Source organism: Paraburkholderia sp. J63, assembly GCF_905220245.1.
Lineage (GTDB): Bacteria > Pseudomonadota > Gammaproteobacteria > Burkholderiales > Burkholderiaceae > Paraburkholderia.
Map to the genome: position 1 here is coordinate 25621 of NZ_CAJMZF010000006.1, position 19009 is coordinate 44629.

At 66.5% G+C, this 19009-nt stretch carries 18 protein-coding genes; 5 read left to right on the forward strand and 13 right to left on the reverse strand.

Annotation, left to right across the window (positions count from 1 at the left end):
* Window positions 1–5 precede the first annotated feature (5 nt).
* The 6 genes from U5775_RS08740 to U5775_RS08765 all read right to left on the reverse strand — a co-directional run bounded on the left by U5775_RS08740 (window position 6) and on the right by U5775_RS08765 (window position 5673).
* Window positions 6–578, reverse strand: coding sequence for a PIN domain-containing protein (locus U5775_RS08740; protein WP_322057735.1), 573 nt, complete (start codon window positions 576–578; stop codon window positions 6–8).
* The gene (locus tag U5775_RS08745; RefSeq protein WP_322057736.1) at window positions 579–1037 is read right to left on the reverse strand and encodes a helix-turn-helix domain-containing protein; all 459 of its coding nucleotides are present in this window, start codon (window positions 1035–1037) and stop codon (window positions 579–581) included. It abuts the gene before it with no gap.
* Between the two features lie 147 nt (window positions 1038–1184).
* On the reverse strand, window positions 1185–2096 hold the full coding sequence (locus U5775_RS08750) for a LysR substrate-binding domain-containing protein (RefSeq protein ID WP_322057737.1): 912 nt from the start codon (window positions 2094–2096) through the stop codon (window positions 1185–1187).
* A gap of 63 nt (window positions 2097–2159) precedes the next feature.
* Window positions 2160–3296, reverse strand: a complete 1137-nt coding sequence (locus U5775_RS08755; protein ID WP_322057738.1) for a porin — start codon at window positions 3294–3296, stop codon at window positions 2160–2162.
* A gap of 52 nt (window positions 3297–3348) precedes the next feature.
* Window positions 3349–4389 carry an ABC transporter substrate-binding protein gene (locus U5775_RS08760; protein WP_322057739.1) on the reverse strand — a complete coding sequence of 347 codons (1041 nt, stop codon included), beginning with the start codon at window positions 4387–4389 and terminating at the stop codon, window positions 3349–3351.
* 153 nt (window positions 4390–4542) lie between these two features.
* On the reverse strand, window positions 4543–5673 hold the full coding sequence (locus U5775_RS08765; protein ID WP_322057740.1) for a mandelate racemase/muconate lactonizing enzyme family protein: 1131 nt from the start codon (window positions 5671–5673) through the stop codon (window positions 4543–4545).
* Between the two features lie 216 nt (window positions 5674–5889).
* Between U5775_RS08765 and U5775_RS08770 the strand changes: the two genes are divergently transcribed.
* Window positions 5890–7368: a PLP-dependent aminotransferase family protein gene (locus tag U5775_RS08770; protein ID WP_322057741.1), complete on the forward strand. Its 1479-nt coding sequence runs from the start codon at window positions 5890–5892 to the stop codon at window positions 7366–7368.
* Window positions 7369–7500: 132 nt separating this feature from the next.
* Window positions 7501–7884: a carboxymuconolactone decarboxylase family protein gene (locus tag U5775_RS08775; RefSeq protein WP_322057936.1), complete on the forward strand. Its 384-nt coding sequence runs from the start codon at window positions 7501–7503 to the stop codon at window positions 7882–7884.
* Between the two features lie 100 nt (window positions 7885–7984).
* On the opposite strand, the gene alr is transcribed toward U5775_RS08775, so the two are convergent.
* The 3 genes from alr to ampC all read right to left on the reverse strand — a co-directional run bounded on the left by alr (window position 7985) and on the right by ampC (window position 10889).
* On the reverse strand, window positions 7985–9106 hold the full coding sequence (alr, locus tag U5775_RS08780; protein ID WP_322057742.1) for an alanine racemase: 1122 nt from the start codon (window positions 9104–9106) through the stop codon (window positions 7985–7987).
* A 180-nt stretch (window positions 9107–9286) separates the two neighbouring features.
* Window positions 9287–9619 carry a DUF2322 family protein gene (locus U5775_RS08785; protein ID WP_322057743.1) on the reverse strand — a complete coding sequence of 111 codons (333 nt, stop codon included), beginning with the start codon at window positions 9617–9619 and terminating at the stop codon, window positions 9287–9289.
* A gap of 121 nt (window positions 9620–9740) precedes the next feature.
* Window positions 9741–10889: a class C beta-lactamase gene (gene ampC, locus U5775_RS08790; protein WP_322057744.1), complete on the reverse strand. Its 1149-nt coding sequence runs from the start codon at window positions 10887–10889 to the stop codon at window positions 9741–9743.
* 181 nt (window positions 10890–11070) lie between these two features.
* On the opposite strand from ampC, the gene U5775_RS08795 reads away from it, so the two are divergent.
* A complete protein-coding gene (locus U5775_RS08795) occupies window positions 11071–11943 on the forward strand; it encodes a LysR family transcriptional regulator (protein WP_322057745.1) in 873 nt (290 codons plus the stop codon).
* 23 nt (window positions 11944–11966) lie between these two features.
* On the opposite strand, the gene U5775_RS08800 is transcribed toward U5775_RS08795, so the two are convergent.
* On the reverse strand, window positions 11967–12737 hold the full coding sequence (locus U5775_RS08800; protein ID WP_322057746.1) for an IclR family transcriptional regulator domain-containing protein: 771 nt from the start codon (window positions 12735–12737) through the stop codon (window positions 11967–11969).
* Between the two features lie 90 nt (window positions 12738–12827).
* Window positions 12828–14147 (reverse strand): shikimate transporter, encoded by a 1320-nt coding sequence (shiA, locus tag U5775_RS08805; RefSeq protein ID WP_322057747.1) that lies wholly within the window; start codon window positions 14145–14147, stop codon window positions 12828–12830.
* A 268-nt stretch (window positions 14148–14415) separates the two neighbouring features.
* Between shiA and U5775_RS08810 the strand changes: the two genes are divergently transcribed.
* Complete coding sequence (locus U5775_RS08810) at window positions 14416–15552, forward strand: 4-hydroxyphenylpyruvate dioxygenase family protein (RefSeq protein ID WP_322057748.1); 1137 nt, start codon at window positions 14416–14418, stop codon at window positions 15550–15552.
* Here the strand turns inward: U5775_RS08810 and U5775_RS08815 are convergent.
* Window positions 15542–16531, reverse strand: coding sequence for a zinc-dependent alcohol dehydrogenase family protein (locus tag U5775_RS08815; RefSeq protein WP_322057749.1), 990 nt, complete (start codon window positions 16529–16531; stop codon window positions 15542–15544). The two genes, U5775_RS08810 and U5775_RS08815, sit on opposite strands and share 11 nt — an antisense overlap.
* Before the next feature lie 195 nt (window positions 16532–16726).
* Window positions 16727–17638 (reverse strand): LysR family transcriptional regulator, encoded by a 912-nt coding sequence (locus tag U5775_RS08820; protein ID WP_322057750.1) that lies wholly within the window; start codon window positions 17636–17638, stop codon window positions 16727–16729.
* 184 nt (window positions 17639–17822) lie between these two features.
* On the opposite strand from U5775_RS08820, the gene U5775_RS08825 reads away from it, so the two are divergent.
* Window positions 17823–18923, forward strand: a complete 1101-nt coding sequence (locus tag U5775_RS08825; protein WP_322057751.1) for a TraB/GumN family protein — start codon at window positions 17823–17825, stop codon at window positions 18921–18923.
* Window positions 18924–19009: the final 86 nt, after the last annotated feature.

Below are 19009 nucleotides of genomic sequence, written 5' to 3' on the forward strand. Positions count from 1 at the left end.
GGATCTCAGATCGCGGCCGCGTACGGCCTGACAATCGAAACAGTTTGCGTCAGGCCGTGCGCCGCGAGGGTATCGAGGTAGGCGTCGGCTGATTTCGGCGGTTTGCGCAGCGAGCGACGATGGTCCGCCATCGCTTTCAAGACCGGCAATTGATTCAGGCCGAACTGGCCGACGACGAAATCGTCCGGGTGCTGCGCCTCAATCTCGAATTTGCTCAGGATGCCGACAGGAAAGTCCCTGAGATTGAGCGTGACGATGGTCGAAGCGTGGCAGTGAATCGCTGCGGCTACGACGTGGGCGTCGGCGGGATCGGGTAGATCGACCGCCGGTATCAGGTGCTCGTACCGCGACACTTTCGCGTCGCGTACGTGCCTGTCCATCAGGTCGCGGGTGCGATAGATCAGGTCGGGGTCGAGATCGGGGCGGTCCGCAATCAGGTTGCGTGTCCATTCGTCATGGATGGCATCGGTCCACCGGGCACGGTACAGGTCGATGAGCGCCAGATGCATGAACAGGTTGCGCAATGCAGCCGGATAGAGAATGCACGCGTCATAGACCACCGTGAAGCTCGATGCCATTTACTCCAATCCCATTTCCTGATGGAGCGCCGAAAGTTCTTCCAGTGCCGCACGACGGTCGGCATCGACGCGATTCTTGTAAGCGAGTACGTCGTCGTAGCGGATGCGCCGGTGCGTATTCACCTTCCGGTAGGGGATTTCGCCCTTGTCGAGTAGCTGGATCAAATACGGGCGCGAAACATTGAGAACGTCCGCTGCTTCTTGTGACGTTAGTTCGGCATGGATCGGAATCAGCGATACCGCGTTGCCTTGCCCGATCTCCGCGAGCGCCTCGACCATCAGACGGACGAACGACGTCGGCAGCGTGACGGTGCGCGTCTCGCCCCTGTCGTCCTTGAAGTCGAACTGCTGGGTTTCGGCACGGCTCGACAGCACGACTGACAGATCCCGTCCCGACGCGCGGGCGAGTTCGGCCTCCTGCTCTGACGGGAGTGGCGTAGGGTGCATCGTGGTGTTCATAGGGGACTCCTGGCTCAATACCGCGATTCTAAATCGAAATATTCGAAATCGCAATAATCGAAACGTTTTGCCAGGCGGCCCAGGCGAGGTGCGTCAAGCGAGGCGCATTATTGCGTGGGCGCGATGAGCGTAGGGCGGCCGGTCGCGTCAGCGGCACCCCACCGCGTGACACTCAAGCAGCCAGCTACTGAAATTCCTCACGCGCAGCGTCTCCTGCACTTCGGGCCTGACATCGAGCCAATACCCCGCGGGCCCATCCACCTCGATCTCGCTCAGCAGCACGAGCGTCCCGTTCGCCAGTTCCTGCTCGATCATGTGCCGGTCCGCGACGGCAATACCAAGCCCGGCCACCGCCGCATGAATGACCTGATCGAGCGTGCTGAACTCCATCTCGCCGCGCGGCGCCATTTCCACGTCGAGCTTCGCGGCTTCGAGCCACGCTTCCCACACGAGCAGCCGGCGGTCGATGTCGAGAATATAGAGCCACGGATGCTCCGCGAGGAGCGCGCGCAGTGCGTCTTCATCGCTGGGCGGTCCGTCGAATTCGCGCGCCGCGCCCACGAGCACATGACGCTCGCGCATGAGCAGCGTGCTTTGTCCGCCGGGCAGCGGCTCCATGCCGAAGCGGATCTGGCAATCCTCGTTGCGCTCGCTGCCGTGCAGCGGCCCGTATTCGTTGGTGATGGAGATGCGCAGGTCCGGATGACGCGCCTGGAAGTCGCGCAGGCGCGGCGTGAGCCAGCGCGTGGCGAGCGTGGGCGCGGCGTTCAGGGTGAGCAGGCTGTTCGATGGATCGGCGCGGATCGTGTCGAGCGTGTGGGCGATGCTGTCGAACGCGGCCTGCAGCGTGGGCAGCAGGCGCTTGCCCGCCGCGGTGATCTCGAGCCGGTGATGATGCCGCATGAAGAGCGGCGTGCCGAGATAGTCTTCGAGCAGGCGAATCTGCCGGCTGATCGCGCCTTGCGTGACGTGCAGGTTCTGCGCCGCCTTCGTAAAGCTGAGGGTCCGGCTGGCTTCTTCGAATGAGCGCAGTGCCGAAAGAGAAGGAAGGCGGCGCATGCTGCAACCTCTGGATGCAAGAAGACGCCGGCGGATGCCGGCGCCATGCTGAACGACAGCGGGTTAGAACACGTGCGTGATGCCCACGCGGCTGACCACCTGATTTTGCGTGCTGGACGGATTGAAGCCCGTGATTTGCGCGTTTTCCGCCGAGCCCGCCGCGTGCTGGTACGAACCCATCGCGTAGACCGAGGTGCGCCTGGAGAGCGCGTACTGCGCGATCAGGTTGACCTGATGGTACTTCGGCGATTCGTCGGTGGCGTGGTCGAGGCCGTCCGTGAACGTATAGCCCGCGCCCACGGTGAACGCCGGCGTCACGGCATAGGTGCCGGAGAACTCGTAGTTCTGGTAGTGCAGGTCATGGCTGCCGTTGCCCGAGGAGAAGTCCACGTTCGTGTAGTTGGCCATCAGCTTGAGGCTGCCGAGCGCATACGACGCGCCCGCAGAGAGAATGCCCTGATAGCGCGCGTTGGCGAGCGCATCGCCGTACACGGCGTTCACGAAGCTGCCGCCGCTGCCGTAGCCCGCCACCGCCGTGAGCGGATTGTTCACGCGCAGATAGCCCACGCCCGCGCTGAATGAGCCGACCGTGTAGGCCGCCGCCGCGCTGTACGAGGCGTTGTTCGAGAACTGGCCCGCTTCTCCGCCGAACGAGTAGTGGCCTTCGAACTGGAAGCCTGCGATTACGGGGCTGATGTACTTCACGGCGTTGTTGACCGGGAACCCGTTGTCCATGTTGTCCATGTCGTTCGGGTGTGCGAAGTACCAGCCGCCGTAGTTGCCGTTGAGCGAATAAGGCTCGATCAGGTCGACGGTCGCGTCCCACTGCTTGCCGAACGTGAGCTGGCCGTATTGCTCCGATTTCAGGCCCACGTAGGCGTTGCGCGAGAAGGCGAGGCCGCCGCCCGCGGCGCCCGTGGCCGCGTTGAAACCGCTTTCGAGGCGGAAGATGGCCGAGAGGCCGCCGCCCAGGTCCTCGGTGCCGCGCAGGCCCCAGCGGCTGCCCGCGGGCACGCCGCTTTGCATCTGGAACAGGTGGCCGCCGGTGCCCGGCACGAGGTTGCCGTTCGCACCGTTGACCACGTTGTTGGCATAGTCGACGCCGAGATCGACGATACCGTACAGCGTCACGCTGCTTTGCGCATGGGCGAGCGCCGCGGCGAGCGCGAGCGGCAGCGCCGCGAGAAGTTTCTTCTTCACTGAATGTCTCCTTTATCGATGGTTTTTTTGAATCTTTCCGCGCTGGGTCCGGTTAGGCGCCAAGCGACTTCTGCACCTTTGCCGCGACATCGGCGGGCACCCACGTCTTCCACATCTCCGGGTGCTCCTTGAGGAACTTGAGCGCTTCCGTCGGTGCGTCGACTTTATGCTCGGTCATGTCGAGAATCGTCGTGTTCAGGAACTCGATGGGGAAGCTCACCTTCGAGAAGAACGCCATCACGTCGGGCTCCGCCTGGTAGAACGGCGTGGCCACGCCGATCTTCAGATGCGAGACCAGGTAGGACGACGCGCAGGGCTGCGTGCTGTTCGGGTCGCGCAGCGTCTTCCAGCAGGCATCGTTGAACGGCGGCATCTTGAGTTGTACGAACTTGTATTTCGCCATCAGCGCCGCCGGTTCCCAGTAGTAGGTGAGAATCGGCTTGCCGCGCGCATACGCTGACGAAATAGCCGCGTCGAGCGCCGCGCCCGTGCCGGGGCGGAAATTCGTATAGGTGTCGTCGAGCTTGAGCAGCTTTAGCAGACGCGTATTCACGCGTTCGCAGTCCCAGCCCGAGGGGCAGTTCAGGAAGCGGCCGCGGTCCGGTTCCTCGTCGTCGGTGAAGAGCGCCTTGTATTTGGGCAGGTCGCTCACCGATTGCAGGTCGGGCGCGCTCGGCTTGATGCCGCGCTTCGCGTCGCCGTGCACCACGTAGTCGGGCACATACCAGCCTTCCTTCGTGCCGCCCGGCAGCGTGTCGCCCACGAGCTTCACCGTGCCCGCCTTGACCGCGCCCGCGATGATCTCCGAGCGGCCCGTCCATTGCTCGGCCCATACCTGGAGGTCGTCGCGCGAGAGCGCCGTTTCCGTGGCCGCCGTGCTGCCCGGAACGGTATCGGTCTGGCAGCCATAGCCGTTCTTGACGATGTAGCGCAGCACTTCGCTCGTGAAGTTGCCGCTTTCCCAGGTGATGCCGGCGAAGCGCACCGGCTTGCCCGCGCTGCACCAGGTGCCGGCGGCATGCGCGGGAAGCGCGGCCACGGCGAGCGGCGCGGCGATGCAGGCCGCGCGAATCAGGGAGGTAATCCGTTTCATTGCGTGTCTCCTTGTGTACCTGGAATTACTTGGAATACTTCGGAATGCTTGTCAATGTGTCGTCGTGCGTCGTCGAGAACCGACGCTGTTCCGGCGCCTGCGCGTGTAGGGAACGGAGGCGTCCGGGGTGCTTCAGTTTGCCTGGCGCGGGCCTCAGTCGTAGCGGCTGTCGGTGGCGCGCGTGGCGGCGAGTACGGCTTCGTTCAATTCGATGCCGAGCCCAGGCGCCGCGCCGAGCTCGATCCAGCCCTGCGCGTCGGGTTCGATGGCCTGCGTGAGCGCGAAATCGCGCCGCGCGGGCGTCCACTCGGGCGGGTCGTAGGGAAACTCGACGAAGGGCGCGTGCGCGGCGCCCGCCACCACGTGCAGGTTCGCGGCGAGGCCGATGCCGTTGCCCCACGTATGCGGCGTGAACACCTTGCCGCGTGCCTCGATCTGCGCGGCGAGCCGCCGTGCGCCCTCCATGCCGAGCGTGCAGACGACATCGGGCTGATAGACATCGAGGCAATCGTGGGCGAGCAGCGTCGCGAACTCGTGCGCTTCGCGCGTCATCTCGCCGCCCGCGATGAGCACTTCGGTCTGCTTGCGCAGCCATGCGTGGCCCTCGTAGTCGCCGCGATGCAGCGGCTCCTCGACCCAGTACACGCGATGGCGTTCGATCTGACGAATGACGGCGAGGGCTTCGTCGGCGCGCCACGGCGTCTGGGTGTCCCAGGGCATGCGCCAGCCCTGGTTGCAGTCCACCATCAGTTCGATCTTCTCGCCCGCGGCTTCGCGCACGGTGGCGAGCGCGGCGAGATCGTCGGCGAGACTCGCGCGCCCGAAGCGCACCTTGAGCGCCGGAAAGCCGCGCGCCACGGCGTGCTCGGCCCAGCGCGCCATGCCGTCGAGCGAGCGATGCACGCCCGAGGACGCATACGCACGCACCCGGCTCGAACGGCCGCCCGCCATCTGCCAGCACGGCTGGCCGAGAATCTTGCCGGCCAGGTCCCAGAGCGCGACATCGAGCGGCCACAGGCGGCCCGCGTGGAAGCTGAGGTTGTCGAGCACGGCGGAGTGCCGTGCGAGATCGAGCGGATCGGCGCCGATGAAGAGGTCGCGATAATCGTCGAAGCCGTACATGGCGTCGCCCGAGCCGATGCCGACACGTCCTTCGGTGTCCTCCACACGCACGATGGTCGCGGGAAAGGCGCGTCTCGGGCGGCTATCCCACGAGGCCGGAAAGGGCGGGTCGAGCGGCAGACGGTGCTGGCTGACCGTGATGCGGGCGATGCGGTTTGTCATGGCGCGTATGGCGCCGCCCGGCGCGCGAAAAGCGGGGCGCGGGCGGCGATTGTCTCCTTGGCCTGTTCAGGCGTTACGGCATCCTAGAGGGTCAGTTTGTAGCACTCAATGAAGTCAATTGAAGTAAATGACAGCATTCAATTCCGCGAATTGGGCGCGATAATGACGCCGCTGCCGTGCAGGCGCATGGCGCGCGTCGACCCTCGGGAAAACACCATGAATGGCTGGATGCCCACCTTGCCCGCTTTGCCGCGCAACGAACCGAAATATCGCGCGATTGCATACGTGTATGCGCAGGCCATCGACGGCGGGCAGATGCTGCCTGGCGAGAAACTGCCTGCGCACCGGTTGCTGGCGAAGAAGCTCAACGTGACGACGGGCACCGTGAGCCGCGCCTATGCGGAGCTGGAGCGCTGCGGCATGGTGGTGGCGCGCGTGGGCGACGGCACCTACGTGGCCGAGCCGGACGCCGACGGCGCGCGCCTCTCGGTCCGCTTGCCCGCGCGCACGCGTCCGGCGCCGGCACAGACGGAGCCGGCCTTGGCAGGCGCACCGGCGACGCCGGGCGCCCCACCGGCAACCACCGTCGCGGCACGGACGTTCGATCTCGGCCAGAACGTGCCGATCCCGACCGACGAGGCGCAACTGCTCACGCAGACCCTGCGCGAGCTGGCCGCCGACGAGCGCCTCGCCGGCGACCTGCTGCTCTATCAGCCCGAGGGCGGGCGCCGCTCGCATCGCGAGGCCGGGGCGCGCTGGCTCGCGCGCATGGGCTGCGCGGTGCCCGCGGAGCGCGTGCTTGTGACGCAGGGCGCGCAGCATGGGCTTGCGTGCGTGTTGCGCGCGGTGCTGCGCCCCGGCGACACCATTTTTGCCGAGGCATTGAGCTACCCCGGCATCGTCGCGCTCGCGCGGCAATTGCGGCTCAATCTCGTGGGCATCGAAATCGACGAGGAGGGGCTCGTGCCCGCCGCGCTCGAACGCGCGTGCGCACTGCTCGCGCCGCGCGCGCTCTTTTGCGTGCCGACGCTGCACAATCCGACCACGGCGACGCTCTCCGAGGCCCGCCGCGCGGCCATCGCCGAGATTGCCGTGCGCCACAATCTCGTCGTGATCGAAGACCTTGTGCCGGCCGCGCTGCTCGACGCGCCGCCCACGCCGCTGGCCGCGCGGCTGCCCGAGCACGGCATCGTCATCAGCAGTCTGTCGAAGGCGCTCGCGCCAGGCCTGCGCATCGGCTATGTGCAGGCGCCGCAGGATTGGGTCGGGAAGATTCTGGCCGTGATCCGCAGCGATTGCTGGATGACCTCGCCGCTCTGCGCCGAGATTGCGGCGCGCTGGATCGTGAACGGCGACGTCGACCGGCTGGTCGCGCAGCAGCGCGCGCAAGTGGACGTGCGCCACGCGATTGCCGCCGAAGTGCTCGCGGACTGGCCCTGGCGCACGGACCCCGCGAGCCCGCATCTGTGGCTGCCGCTCGCCGAGCCGTGGCGCGCCGCCGAATTTGCCGCGGCGCTGCGCCAGGCGGGCGTGCACCTGAAAACGGCGGACAGCTTCGTGATCGGCCGGGGCTCCGCGCCGCATGCGGTGCGGCTGAGTCTCGGCGGCGCGCGCAGCCCGGAGGCTTTGCGCGACGCGCTGGAGCGGCTTGCGCGGACGTTGCGCAATGGACCGGAGGGGCCTTATTCCGCTTAGGAATCCTTTTCAGGGTGGGCGCATGGCGTGCGTCGTGTGTCCTGGCATCATCTCGATCAACCGGAAAATTGTGAGGGCATCATGAGTGATCCTAAGGATAGGGAAGCGGCGAACCCAACGGGCGGCGCGCCCATGAGCGGCGCCGAAGCGGGCAAGGCGCGGCGCACGCAAGTGATGGGCGAGGCGTTCGTCGAGCGCGCGATGGGTTCGATGGATGGCTTTACGCGTCCGCTGCAAGAATGGCTCAACGAGCACGCATGGGGCAGCACCTGGTTGCGCGATGGTCTCGATCTGAAGACGCGCAGCCTGTGCACCTGCGCGATGCTCGCGGCGCTCGGGCGCAGCACCGAGCTCAAGGGGCACGTGCGCGGGGCGATCAACAACGGCGCGAGCGTCGTCGAAATTCGTGAGGTGCTGCTGCACAGCGCGATCTACGCGGGCGCGCCCGCCGCCAGCGAGGCGTTTCGCAGCGCGCGCGAAGTGCTCGCCGAGATGGGCGTCGAGTTCCCCGAGTGAGGGGTTCTACGGCGTTGGCGTGATGGACGATGGCGCGTTGGCGCAGTGGCGACAGCGCACCAACGCCATTTCAGGCGCAGGCTATAGCGTTCAGGCCCGTTCAGGCCGTCACGCACTCGGCGGTCTCGCGTTGCCGTGCCGCTGCCACGCTATCGACGGCCACTTCCACCGGCACGCGCCGCGCAACGGCGCACATCAGCTCATAGCCGATCGTGCCCGACGCTTCGGCCACCTCATCGACCTTCACGTTCTCGCCCCACAGCTCCACTTGCGAGCCAATGCCCGCATTCGGGCAGGGCGTGAGATCGACGGTCAGCATGTCCATCGAGACGCGTCCGACCACGCGCGTGCGCACGCCATCGACGACGATGGGCGTGCCCGTCGGCGCATGACGCGGATAGCCGTCGGCATAGCCGCACGCCACCACGCCGATGCGCATCGGCCGTTCGACCGCGTAAGTGCGGCCGTAGCCCACCGTCTCCTGCGGCACCAGCGTCTGCACGCCGATAATCCGGCTCGCGAGCGTCATCGCTGCACGCAGCCCGATGCCTTCGATATGCCGCGCCGCGCCCGTGGGCGACGCGCCGTAGAGGATCGTGCCGGGACGCACCCAGTCGCGATGCGCGCGCGGATGCCAGAGCACCGCCGCCGAATTCGAGAGCGAGCGCTCGCCGGGCATGCCTTGCGTGGCGGCGTCGAAACGGTCGAGCTGCCAGTCGATGGCGCCGTCGTCGGCGTTCGCGAAGTGCGTCATGAGGCCGATCGCGCCGATCGTCGGCGTCGCGCGGGCGCGCTCCCAGGCCGCGCGATAAGCGTCGGGCCGGTAGCCGAGGCGGTTCATGCCCGAGTTCATCTTCAACTGGATGTCGATCGGCTGCGGCGTGCGGGCCGCCGCGAGCAGCGCGAGCTGCTCGTCGCCATGCACGGCCACGGTCAGCCGGTGCGCGACGGCGGTGGCGACGTCGGCGGAATCGAACACGCCTTCGAGCAGCAGGATGGGCTTCGTCCAGCCGAGCTCGCGCACGCGTACGGCCTCGTCGAGGTCGAGCAATGCAATGCCGTCGGCGCCGGCCAGCGCCGGATAAATGCGCTCGATGCCGTGACCATAGGCGTTGGCCTTGACGACGGCCCAGACGCGCGCGCCCGAGGCGCTTTGCTGCGCGGTCTGCAGATTGTGGCGGACGGCTTCGGGATGGATGCGGACGGAAATCGGGCGCGGCATGAGCAATCCTGCTGACGGGGGTTAATGGCGCTGACCAGTGGTTTGTGCAATCGTATTGATTTTTATCCAGTTATTTTTAACGTATTTTTCTGGAAATTTGGATTTATCCACTGTCCGGCGGCGCCCGTCGCTCGTTGCTCGCGCCCCGTTGCCTGGGGCGCGATGCCCAGGCTGTCGACCTCAGGCCGCGGCGACGACGTCGATGCGCAGCGCCTCGCCGCCCGCCGCGATCTCGAGCAGGCGGTCGACGTTCGGATGCGCGCCGGGGCGGTTGCGCGCGTCGGCGGTGTGCTCCGCGAACACGGCGAGGCCATGCTCGGCCGCCTTCGCGTCGAGCGCGCCGAAGGCTTGCTTCAGGTAGTGATAGACCGCGAGCGAGCCCTGCTTGCCCGGCTTGTTCTCGATGGTGGCCACCACCGCGCCCTGGCCGTTCACGAGATCGATGCGCTCGATGCCGTCGATGGCGGGCAGTTGCGCGAGATTGTCCTTGAATGCGTTACCTGGCTGGATCACTGAAAACACTCCGTGGGTTTGATTGAATACGTGGGGCCCGTATCTTAGCCGATGGATCGGGCTCATCGATTTCGCCGATCGCCATGGCCTCGTCGCCCGAGGCCATGGGTTTGTCCGCGTGTCAGTGCCCCGCGTTCGCGAGCGCTTCGAGGATCGCGTAGGCGGCGTTCACGCGCGCCTCGGTCGGATAGGCCTTGTTGGCGAGTATCACCACGCCGATCCGCTTCGCCGGGATGAACGCCGCGTAGGTCGAAAAGCCGTTGGTCGAGCCGGTCTTGTTCAGCAGCGCATCGGCTTGAGGCGGCAGCGGCGGCGTGAGCGCCTGCGCGGGCATGCCCTTGAGGATCGCGTCGGGGCTGTTGCCGCGCAGGAGCGTCGGCAGCGCGACCGGCCACGGATATTGCTCCCAGACCAGGTCCTGCGTGAAGGCGCCCGTCGTGTAATAGCCCGTGTGCGCGCAGGCGATCGCGCGTTGCCACGCCGCGTCGAGCGGCGCGAGACCCATGTTGGCGTCGAGATAGCGCACGACGTCGCCCGAGGTCGTGCGCAGACCGTAGGCCTCGTCGGCCAGTTCGCCGGGATGCATACGCGTGGGCGCGTCGTGCTTGTCATAGCCCTGCGCATAGTGCGGCATGCTGGACGCGGGCACGTCGAGCCACGACTGCGTCATGCCGAAAGTGGGCAGCAGGTCCTTCTGCACGGCATCGCGAAACGGCTCGCCCAGGCTTTGGGCGGCGGCGCGCCCCAGCAGGCCGATGCCGAGATTCGAATACACGCGCTGCGTGCCGATCGGGCTCGGCGGTTGCCAGTTGCGGAACCAGGCCATCATCTGCGCGTCGTTGGTGACGCTGTCCGGCACGAAGAGCGGCAGGCCGGACGTATGGGTGCCGAGATTGAGCACGCTCACGTGATCGAACTGGCTGCCGCGCAGCGCGCTCACGTACTGGCTCGCGGGCGCGGAAAACGAGAGCTTGCCGATCGTCTGCGCATGGCAGGCCAGCGTGGCCGTGATCGTCTTGGTGAACGAGCCGACCTCGAACAGCGTTTGACCGTCGACCGGCGCGCCCGTGGCCTTCGATGCCACGCCGTAGTTGTAGAAGGCATGCTTGCCGTCCACGGTGATGCCCACTGCCACGCCCGGAACGCCGTATTTCGCCTGCAACGGGGCGATGGCGGCATCCACGGTGGCTTTCATGTCGGGCTGCGCGGCGCTGGCGGTGGCCGCCGCGCACATGAGTGTCATCAGAAAGAGTTTTATCTTGATTTTCATGTCGCTGACTTCGATCAGGTTCCGAATGAGTTTCGTGGAAGGCGCAGGCACGCCAAAAACGGCGTAGCAATGGGCTCACAGGCCGAAAAGCGTGATGCGTGCCGGGATTGTGGTGCGTTGCCGGACCCACGACAAGCGACGATAATTTGGCTCTGCCAAAAGCTAAACTTATAGGTCGCCTATGCGCCCCCATTTACCCCTGCACGCGCTGAGAGCCTTCGAGGCGTCGGCGCGCCATCTGAGCTTCACGCGCGCGGGCCTCGAACTGAAAGTCACGCAGGCGGCGGTCAGCCAGCAAGTGCGCATGCTCGAAGAATGGCTCGGCGTGCCGCTGTTCCGGCGGCTGCCGCGCGGGCTCGGCATGACCGACGAGGCGCGCGCGCTCTTGCCCGTGCTCAGCGACGCGTTCGGCCGCATCGAGGCTGTGCTCAAGCAGTGCGAGGGCGGCCGCCTGCATGAAGTCTTGACGGTGGGCGTGGTGGGGACCTTCGCGATTGGCTGGCTGATGCCGCGGCTCAAGTCGTTTCGCGAGGCGCATCCGTTCGTGGAGCTGCGCCTGCTCACGAACAACAATCTCGTCGACCTCGCGAGCGAGGGCCTCGATTTCGCGATCCGCTTCGGCGACGGCAAGTGGGCCGCCACCGAGAACACGCGGCTGCTCGATGCGCCGCTCGCCGTGCTCTGCGCGCCCGAGATCGCGCGGCGGCTCTCAATGCCCGTCGATCTGGCGAAGGAGACCTTGTTGCGCTCCTATCGCACCGACGAATGGCTGCGCTGGTTCGAGGCGGCCGGGCTCGAACCGTGGACCGTGAGCGGGCCGATCTTCGATTCGTCGCGGCTGATGGCCGAGGCCGCCATGCAGGGCGCGGGCGTGGCGCTCGCGCCCGCGCGCATGTTCGCGCGCGAGTTGCAGGCGGGCTTGCTGGTGCGGCCGTTCGAGGTCGAGGTGCCGACCGGCAGTTATTGGCTCACATGGCTGCAGTCGCGCGCGATGTCGCCGGCCATGCGCTTGTTTCATGACTGGATCGTGGGGGAGGCGAGGGTGGGCGGATGAGTGCCGTCCTTTCTTTGGATTCCTCACAAAACATTCAACATCGCCAGCGCCGTCTCCTGCAAATGCGGAAGCACGCGCTTGACCGCGGCCTCGGCGTCTTCATTGCCGATCGACATATTGGTGCTGAGCGCGGCAACCACTTCGCCGCTGCGATTGCGTAGCGGCACGGCCACCCCACGCACGCCCACCTGCAATTGCTGCTCGATGAGCGCATACCCATCGGCGCGCGCACGTACGATCTTTTCGCGCAGCCGCGTCGCGCTCGTGATCGTATGCGGCGTGAACGGCGCGAGCTCGACCGTATCGAGCCATGCGGAAACCGCCTGCTGATCCTCCTGATACGCGAGCAGCACCACTCCCGGCGAGATCAGCGGCGCGGGCACGCGCGCGCCCAGCACGAAGCCCGTGGTCATCACACGCGAGACGCCATTGCGCGCGATCACCACGAGGTCCCAGCCGTCGAGCACGCTCACATAGGCCGACTCGTTGAGCGTCGCGCTCAATTGCTGCAGATACGGCTGCACGGTACGCGGCAGGCGCGCCGAATCGAAGTACGACCAGCCCACGCGCAGCACGCGCGGAGTCAGCCCGAACAGCCGCCCATCGGTATAGACATAGCCGAGCGATTCGAGCGTCAGCAAATAGCGCCGCGCGGCGGTGCGCGAGAGTCCGGTGCGCTCCGCGGCCTGGGTCGCGGTCATGCGCGCATGCTGATTGTCGAAAGCCTCCAGAATCGCGAGGCCTTTCTCGAGTCCGGCAATCCAGTCGCGCCTGGCAAGGGAGGTGGTTTTCATGCAAGCGGCGTGGGTTTCATGAGTAGCGAGCACAAAGGCCGGGCATGTGCCCGGCCTCGATTACAAAGCGGTGGAACGAGCGCGCCGTGACTACGCTTGCGCGGGCTTCATGCGCGCGGCCACGATCAACGAGATCAGGCAGCCGATGGCAAGATACGCGGCCACCAGATGCCACGAGCCGGCGCCGATGCCCACCAGCGCCACGGCGATGAACGGCGTGAAGCCGCCGCCCACGACGCTCGCGAACTGATAGCCCACGCCCGCGCCGCTATAGCGGTATTCGGCGCCGAACAGCTCGGTGAAGAGCGGCTGCTGCACGCTCACCACCATGTCGTGCGCGAGATTGGCGAGCGCCACCGAGAAGATCACGATCCACACGGTCGAGCGCGCTTCGAGCGCGAGGAAGAACGGCACGGCGCTCGCGAGGCCGATCAGCGCGCCGATCAGATAGATACGGCGCAGGCCGAGGCGGTCGGCGAGCCATGCGAAGCAGGGGATGGTCACGCAGGAGAGCGCGCCGACGAAGAGACCGATGCCGAGAAACAGATCGCGCGAGAGACCGAGGTTGGTGGTCGAATAGCTGAGCGCGAACGCGGTCACGATATACATCGTGAAGAGCTCGGCAAGCCGCAGCGCGACGATATAGAGGAATGCTTGCGGATGACGCGTGAGCGCTTCGAGCACCGGCATCTTGAGCTTGCGATGGCCGTGTTCGACCTTCTCCACGAACTCGCGCGACTCGTCCATGCTCGAACGCACCCACAGGCCTACGAGCACGAGCATCACGCTGAAGACGAAGGGCAGGCGCCAGCCCCAGGAACGAAACGCCGCGTCGCCGAGCAGATGGCTCAGGAGCGTGACGATGCCCGTCGCGAGCACGAGGCCCACGCCGTAGCCCACCTGCACGCCGCTGCTGTAGAACGCTTTCTTGCCGGTGGGCGCGCTCTCCACGGCCATCAGCGCTGCGCCGCCCCATTCGCCGCCCACCGCGAAGCCCTGGATCGCGCGCATCAGCACGAGCAGCACGGGCGCCCACCAGCCGATCGAGGCGAAGGTGGGCAGGAAGCCGATCGCCATGGTGGAGAGGCCCATCATCATGACGGTCAGCACGAGCATGCGCTTGCGTCCGAGCCGGTCGCCGTAGTGGCCGAACACCACGCCGCCGAGCGGCCGGAACAGGAAGCCCACGCCGAAGGTGGCGAACGCCGCGAGCGTGCCCATGTTGCGGCCGATGTCGGGAAAGAATGCCGAGTTGAAAACGAGCGCGGCGACGATGCCGTAGAGCAGAAAGTCGTACCAGTCGACGACGGCGCCAACGAAGCTGCCGAGCGCGGCCTTTCTCGCCTGGCTGCGCGAGCGGCTGGCGTTGGCCGGTTCGGCGGCGCGCGTGGTGTCGAGGGTGGGGGTCATGAGGTGTCTCCTTACGCTGGTCTCATGCAAAGCCGCTTGCCTGGGGTGCCGCGACGGTGAGACGGAGCATAGGACCGCGTGCGCGTCCGGGCAATGCGTTGGGCGCACGCGCTGCGCGTTAATCGCCCGAAACTGTGCGATTATCGATCGTTTCTCGGGTTAGCACCAAGTCCGGCGGAGGGGTATCCCGGACCTCCGCCTTGGGCGTTGTGTACGATCTGGTTAAAATTGGCGTTGCCTTTGTTCGTCCGTTCCAGGAGCCTTCCGCATGTCGTCCAACTCCCGTTCCGCCGCGCCGGATCAAGCCAATCCGCTGGGCATGGCCGGTCTCGAGTTCGTCGAATTCGCCGCGCCCGAGCCCGCGGTGCTCGAGGCGCAGCTCGCCCGACTCGGTTTCAAGGCCATCGCGCGCCATGTGAGCAAGAACGTCACGCTCTATCGTCAGGGCCAGATGAATTTCCTCGTCAACGCCGAGCCCGATTCGTTTGCCGCGCGCTATGCCGAGGAATACGGCATGGGGATCTGCGCGATCGGCGTGCGCGTGGACAACGCGCGGCGCGCGTTCGAGCATGCGCTGCGGCTGGGCGCGTGGGCGTTCGAAGGCGAGCGCCTGGGCGCGGGCGAGCTCCGGATTCCGGCCATTCAGGGCATCGGCGACTCGCACATCTATTTCGTCGACCGCTGGCGCGGCCGTGGCGGCCAGCGCGGCGGCGTGGGCGACATCTCGATTTTCGACATCGACTTTCGGCCCATCGACGTCGCCACCGCGCAGGCCGATCTCGAACACGGCGGCACGGGCCTGAAGCGCGTCGATCACCTCACGCAGACGGTGGGCGCGGGGCGTATCGGCGAATGGCTCGATTTTTATCGCGACCTGCTGCATTTCCGCGAGATCCACGAGATCAATGCGAACTGGCACGTGGCGCAGGAGTCGCGCGTGATGGTGTCGCCCGATGGCGAGATCCGCATTCCCGTCTACGAGGAGGGCACGCGCCGCACCGAGCTTATGCACGACTATCTGCCCGATCATCCGGGCGAGGGCGTGCAGCATATCGCGCTCGCGACCGACGACATCGTGCCCTGCATCGACGCGCTGAAGGCCAACGGCGTGGAGTTCGTCGAGCCGCCCGCCGCTTATTACGAGTCGGTCGATGCGCGCCTGCCGGGCCATGGCGTCGATCTGGACGCGCTGCGCGAGCGCCACGTCCTGATCGACGGCGAAATAGGCGCGGACGGCGTGCCGCGCCTATTTTTCCAGACCTTCGTGAAGCGCCGCCCCGGCGAGATTTTCTTCGAAGTGGTGCAGCGCAACGGCCATCACGGCTTCGGCGAGGGCAACCTCGACGTGCTCGCGAAGGCACGCGCCGCCGTTAAATCTGCCGTTAAACCCGCCGTTAAACCGTAACGACGATCTTGCCGACCTGCTCGCCCGACTCCATGTAGCGGTGCGCGTCGGCGATGCGATCGAACGGGAACGTGCGGTCGATGGCCGGCTTCAGCGCACCCGAGGCGAGCCCTTCGGTAATGAAGCGTTTGGCGCGTTCGAGGCGCGCGGCATCGAGCGTGATTTCGAAGATCTGGTAGCCGCGCACGGTGAGGCGGCGGCCGAGCAGATCCATCGCGGGCACGCTCAAGTCGCGCATGTCGAGCGTGCCGTACTGGAAGTACGTGCCATGCTGCGCGAGCGCGCCCAGTTGATGCGCCGATTCGGGGCCGCCCACGGGATCGAACGCGATGCGCGCGCCCGTGCCGCCCGTCAATTCGAGCACCTGCTTCGTCAACGCGGGGCCGCCGCTCGCGATCACGTGTTTCGCGCCGGCCCGCAACAGGGCGTCGCGCTTCTTGTCGCTGCGCGTGAGCGCGATGGGCACGGCGCCCACCGCATTGGCGATCTCGATCGCGGCGAGTCCCACGCTGCTCGATGCGGCGCCTATCAGCACCGCTTCGCCTTGCTTCAGCCCGCCCAATTCGATCAGCGCGCCCCAGGCGGTGCCGTACATCATCCACGTGGCGGCGGCCTGCTCGAACGAGAGGCCGGCGGGGTTCTTCACCACGGCATGCGCGGGAGCTTTCACGAGCTCGCCATACATGCCGTAGTCGAGCAGCGAGAACGCGGGCACGACGCTCACGGCGTCGCCGACCGCGAAGCCGCTCACGCCGCTGCCCACGGCTTCGACCACGCCCGAGCCTTCGTAGCCGAGCGTGGCCGGGAAACGCGGCGGATGCACGTATTCGCCGCTGCGGTACATCACCTCGGCACGATTGAGGCCGATGGCCCGCATGCGGATCTGCACTTCGCCGGCTTGGGGCGCGCTCACGTCGATGTCGTCGAACTGCAGGACTTCGGGACCGCCGATGCGATGAAAGCGAACGATTCTGGACATATCGGATTCCTTGTGAAGATGATCGACGTGCGCAACGCGGACCCGCCGCGGCGCGCGTTCGATCAAAGCGGGTTCGAACGCGTTCTACTGTAGGCCGCCGCGCGCCGCGAATAAATGCGCAGCGCGATTACTCATTGTTATTCGATCGATAACAATGCGCGAACTTTGTTGCGCAAGCTTGCGTCGCTCGCGGATTCAGGCCGGAAAGCGGCGCCCGACGAGCTCCGAGACCCAGTCGACGAACGCGCGCACCTTGCCCGGCAGATGGTCGCGATTCGGGTACATCACGGAGATCGGCTTGGGCGGCCCGGCGATGCCGGGCAATACCTCCACGAGCTGGCCCGCGTCGAGATGCGGCTGCAGCGCCGGCCGCAGCGCGTACACGAGGCCAAAGCCCGCGAGCGCACAGGCGAGCAGCGCCTCGGAATTGTCGGTGAGCACGCTGCTTTCGAGCCGGACCGTCACGAGTTCGCCGGCGGGGCGGAAGGTCCAGTCGATGACGCGGCGATTGCGGCCGGTGAAGAGGTTCACGGCCTTGTGCGTGCGCAGGTCGTCGAGCGTGCGCGGCACGCCGTGGCGTGCGAGATACGCGGGCGATGCGCATGTCACCATCGGCACGGCGCCGATCTTGCGCGCGACCATGCTGGAGTCCCTCAGTTCGCCGATGCGCACCACGCAGTCGATGCCTTCGCCGATCAGGTCGACTGGCTGATCGCTCGCGCCGACCACGAGCTCGATCTGCGGATAGCGCTGCTGGAATTCGGGCAGCGCGGGGATGATCGCGGCCTTGGCGAACGCCGTGGCGAGGTTCAGGCGCAAACGCCCCTTCGGCTGCGTGCGCTGCGCCGAGAACTGCGCGAACGAGGCGAACGTGTCGTTCACGTTGGCGAGTAGCTGCACGCAGCGCCGGTAGAACGCCTCGCCTTCGGCGGTCGTGCTCACGCGCCGCGTGCTGCGATGGAGCAGGCGAATGCCGAGCTCCTGCTCGAGCTGCTGCACGGCCTTGGTGACGGCGGGACGATGCAGTTGCAGCGCCGCGGCGGCTTGTGTGAAGCTGCCGCGCTCGACGATGTTCACGTAGATCTGCATGGTTTGCAGACGGTCCATAGGCGCTCCCTGGGCCGGTTGATCGATTCCCTGTCTGCGCATGTGCGCTCGCGCACCGATGCGCGGCGCCACGAGGCCTATGCTGCGAGCGGGGCTTCCCCTAAGGCGGGATCGAACAATGATAAGCGCTGACCGCATCTCCGAGACGTTGCGCCGCGCGATGCGTATCGCGAGGCTCCGGCGCATGGCGCTGACGTGTGCCGTCGCGGGGCTGCTCGCGGCGATGGGAGGCGCGAGCGGGGCGACCCCTGTGCCGGCGCCCGAAACGGCTACGCTGGCCGCCGGTCTGCCGGGGCACGCTCAATCGCATGGTCAGGCGCAAGTCGAGGCGCAAGTCCAGGCCTCCACGCCCGCCGCCGAATACCATCCGCCGGTCTGGACCGCGAGCGCGCCGGGACATCCCACCTTGCTGCTGCTGCCGACGCTGCACGGGCTCGCGAGCGACGACCCGCGCGTGAACGCAGCGTTGACGGCGCTGGCGGACCGCGTGCAGGCGATCGTGCTCGAGACGCATACGCAGCCCACGACCGAAGACACGCAGATGATCCGGCGCATCGGCTTTTACCCCGCGAGCGACAATCTCTCGAACCACGTGCCTTCGATGACCGCCGAAGCGCTGGCGCGCTGCGCACGCGAGAGCGGCGCCGATATCCACACGTTCTTTCAGACCAAGCCGTGGCTCGCGGGATTCGCCGTCGAGGCGGTGCGCCTGCATCAATGGCGCTGGCAGCGCAAGAGCGGGGAGAAGCGGCTACATTTCGTGAAGTCGAGCGCGCCGCTCGTGTTTCCCGGCATCGACCAGCGGCTGGAAACGATCGCGCGGCAGGCGATGATTCCGTTGATCTATCTGGAGACGATGGAGCAGGCCATCGAGCTCTTCGACGACATGCCCGCCGCCGATCAGGACGCCTTTCTCGCAGGCGTATGCACCGGTCTGCATGGTCCGTCGCCGGGCCAGATTTCTTATGAGGCGCTGCAGGCCGCGTGGGCCGCCGGCGATGCGGCCGCGCTCGAACGGCTCGCCATGACGCGCCTTCCCGGCGAGAGCGATGCCCACTACGACTTCAGCCAGTATCTGTTCGTGCGCGGCACCGGGATTTTTGCGTCGACCATCGAGAAGGACGGCTATTTCCACGGGAAGGGGCCGATTCTCGTGGCGGTGGGCGCGGGGCATTTCTTCGGCCCGCAATCGCTGTTGCAGCGGCTGCGCGACGCGGGCTATACGATCACGCCACCGTTGCCGCCTCAGTCGTCTCAGCCGCACGATATGGCGGCTGCTCGCTGACAAAAGATGAGGATGGCTAATAATCCATAAGGCGAGACGGGCTGCACGCACGGAAGAGCGCCGCGTGGCACACGGAGCGCCTGCCC

Coding starts and splice junctions, on each gene's coding strand:
- U5775_RS08765 (WP_322057740.1), bottom strand. CDS start 5,673: ATGACAAACCGCATCGCCCGCATCACGGTCAGCCAGCACCGTCTGCCG.
- U5775_RS08745 (WP_322057736.1), bottom strand. CDS start 1,037: ATGAACACCACGATGCACCCTACGCCACTCCCGTCAGAGCAGGAGGCC.
- U5775_RS08740 (WP_322057735.1), bottom strand. CDS start 578: ATGGCATCGAGCTTCACGGTGGTCTATGACGCGTGCATTCTCTATCCG.
- shiA (WP_322057747.1), bottom strand. CDS start 14,147: ATGACCCCCACCCTCGACACCACGCGCGCCGCCGAACCGGCCAACGCC.
- U5775_RS08750 (WP_322057737.1), bottom strand. CDS start 2,096: ATGCGCCGCCTTCCTTCTCTTTCGGCACTGCGCTCATTCGAAGAAGCC.
- U5775_RS08800 (WP_322057746.1), bottom strand. CDS start 12,737: ATGAAAACCACCTCCCTTGCCAGGCGCGACTGGATTGCCGGACTCGAG.
- U5775_RS08775 (WP_322057936.1), top strand. CDS start 7,501: ATGAGCGGCGCCGAAGCGGGCAAGGCGCGGCGCACGCAAGTGATGGGC.
- U5775_RS08825 (WP_322057751.1), top strand. CDS start 17,823: ATGGCGCTGACGTGTGCCGTCGCGGGGCTGCTCGCGGCGATGGGAGGC.
- ampC (WP_322057744.1), bottom strand. CDS start 10,889: ATGAAAATCAAGATAAAACTCTTTCTGATGACACTCATGTGCGCGGCG.
- U5775_RS08795 (WP_322057745.1), top strand. CDS start 11,071: ATGCGCCCCCATTTACCCCTGCACGCGCTGAGAGCCTTCGAGGCGTCG.
- U5775_RS08760 (WP_322057739.1), bottom strand. CDS start 4,389: ATGAAACGGATTACCTCCCTGATTCGCGCGGCCTGCATCGCCGCGCCG.
- alr (WP_322057742.1), bottom strand. CDS start 9,106: ATGCCGCGCCCGATTTCCGTCCGCATCCATCCCGAAGCCGTCCGCCAC.
- U5775_RS08815 (WP_322057749.1), bottom strand. CDS start 16,531: ATGTCCAGAATCGTTCGCTTTCATCGCATCGGCGGTCCCGAAGTCCTG.
- U5775_RS08770 (WP_322057741.1), top strand. CDS start 5,890: ATGAATGGCTGGATGCCCACCTTGCCCGCTTTGCCGCGCAACGAACCG.
- U5775_RS08810 (WP_322057748.1), top strand. CDS start 14,416: ATGTCGTCCAACTCCCGTTCCGCCGCGCCGGATCAAGCCAATCCGCTG.
- U5775_RS08820 (WP_322057750.1), bottom strand. CDS start 17,638: ATGGACCGTCTGCAAACCATGCAGATCTACGTGAACATCGTCGAGCGC.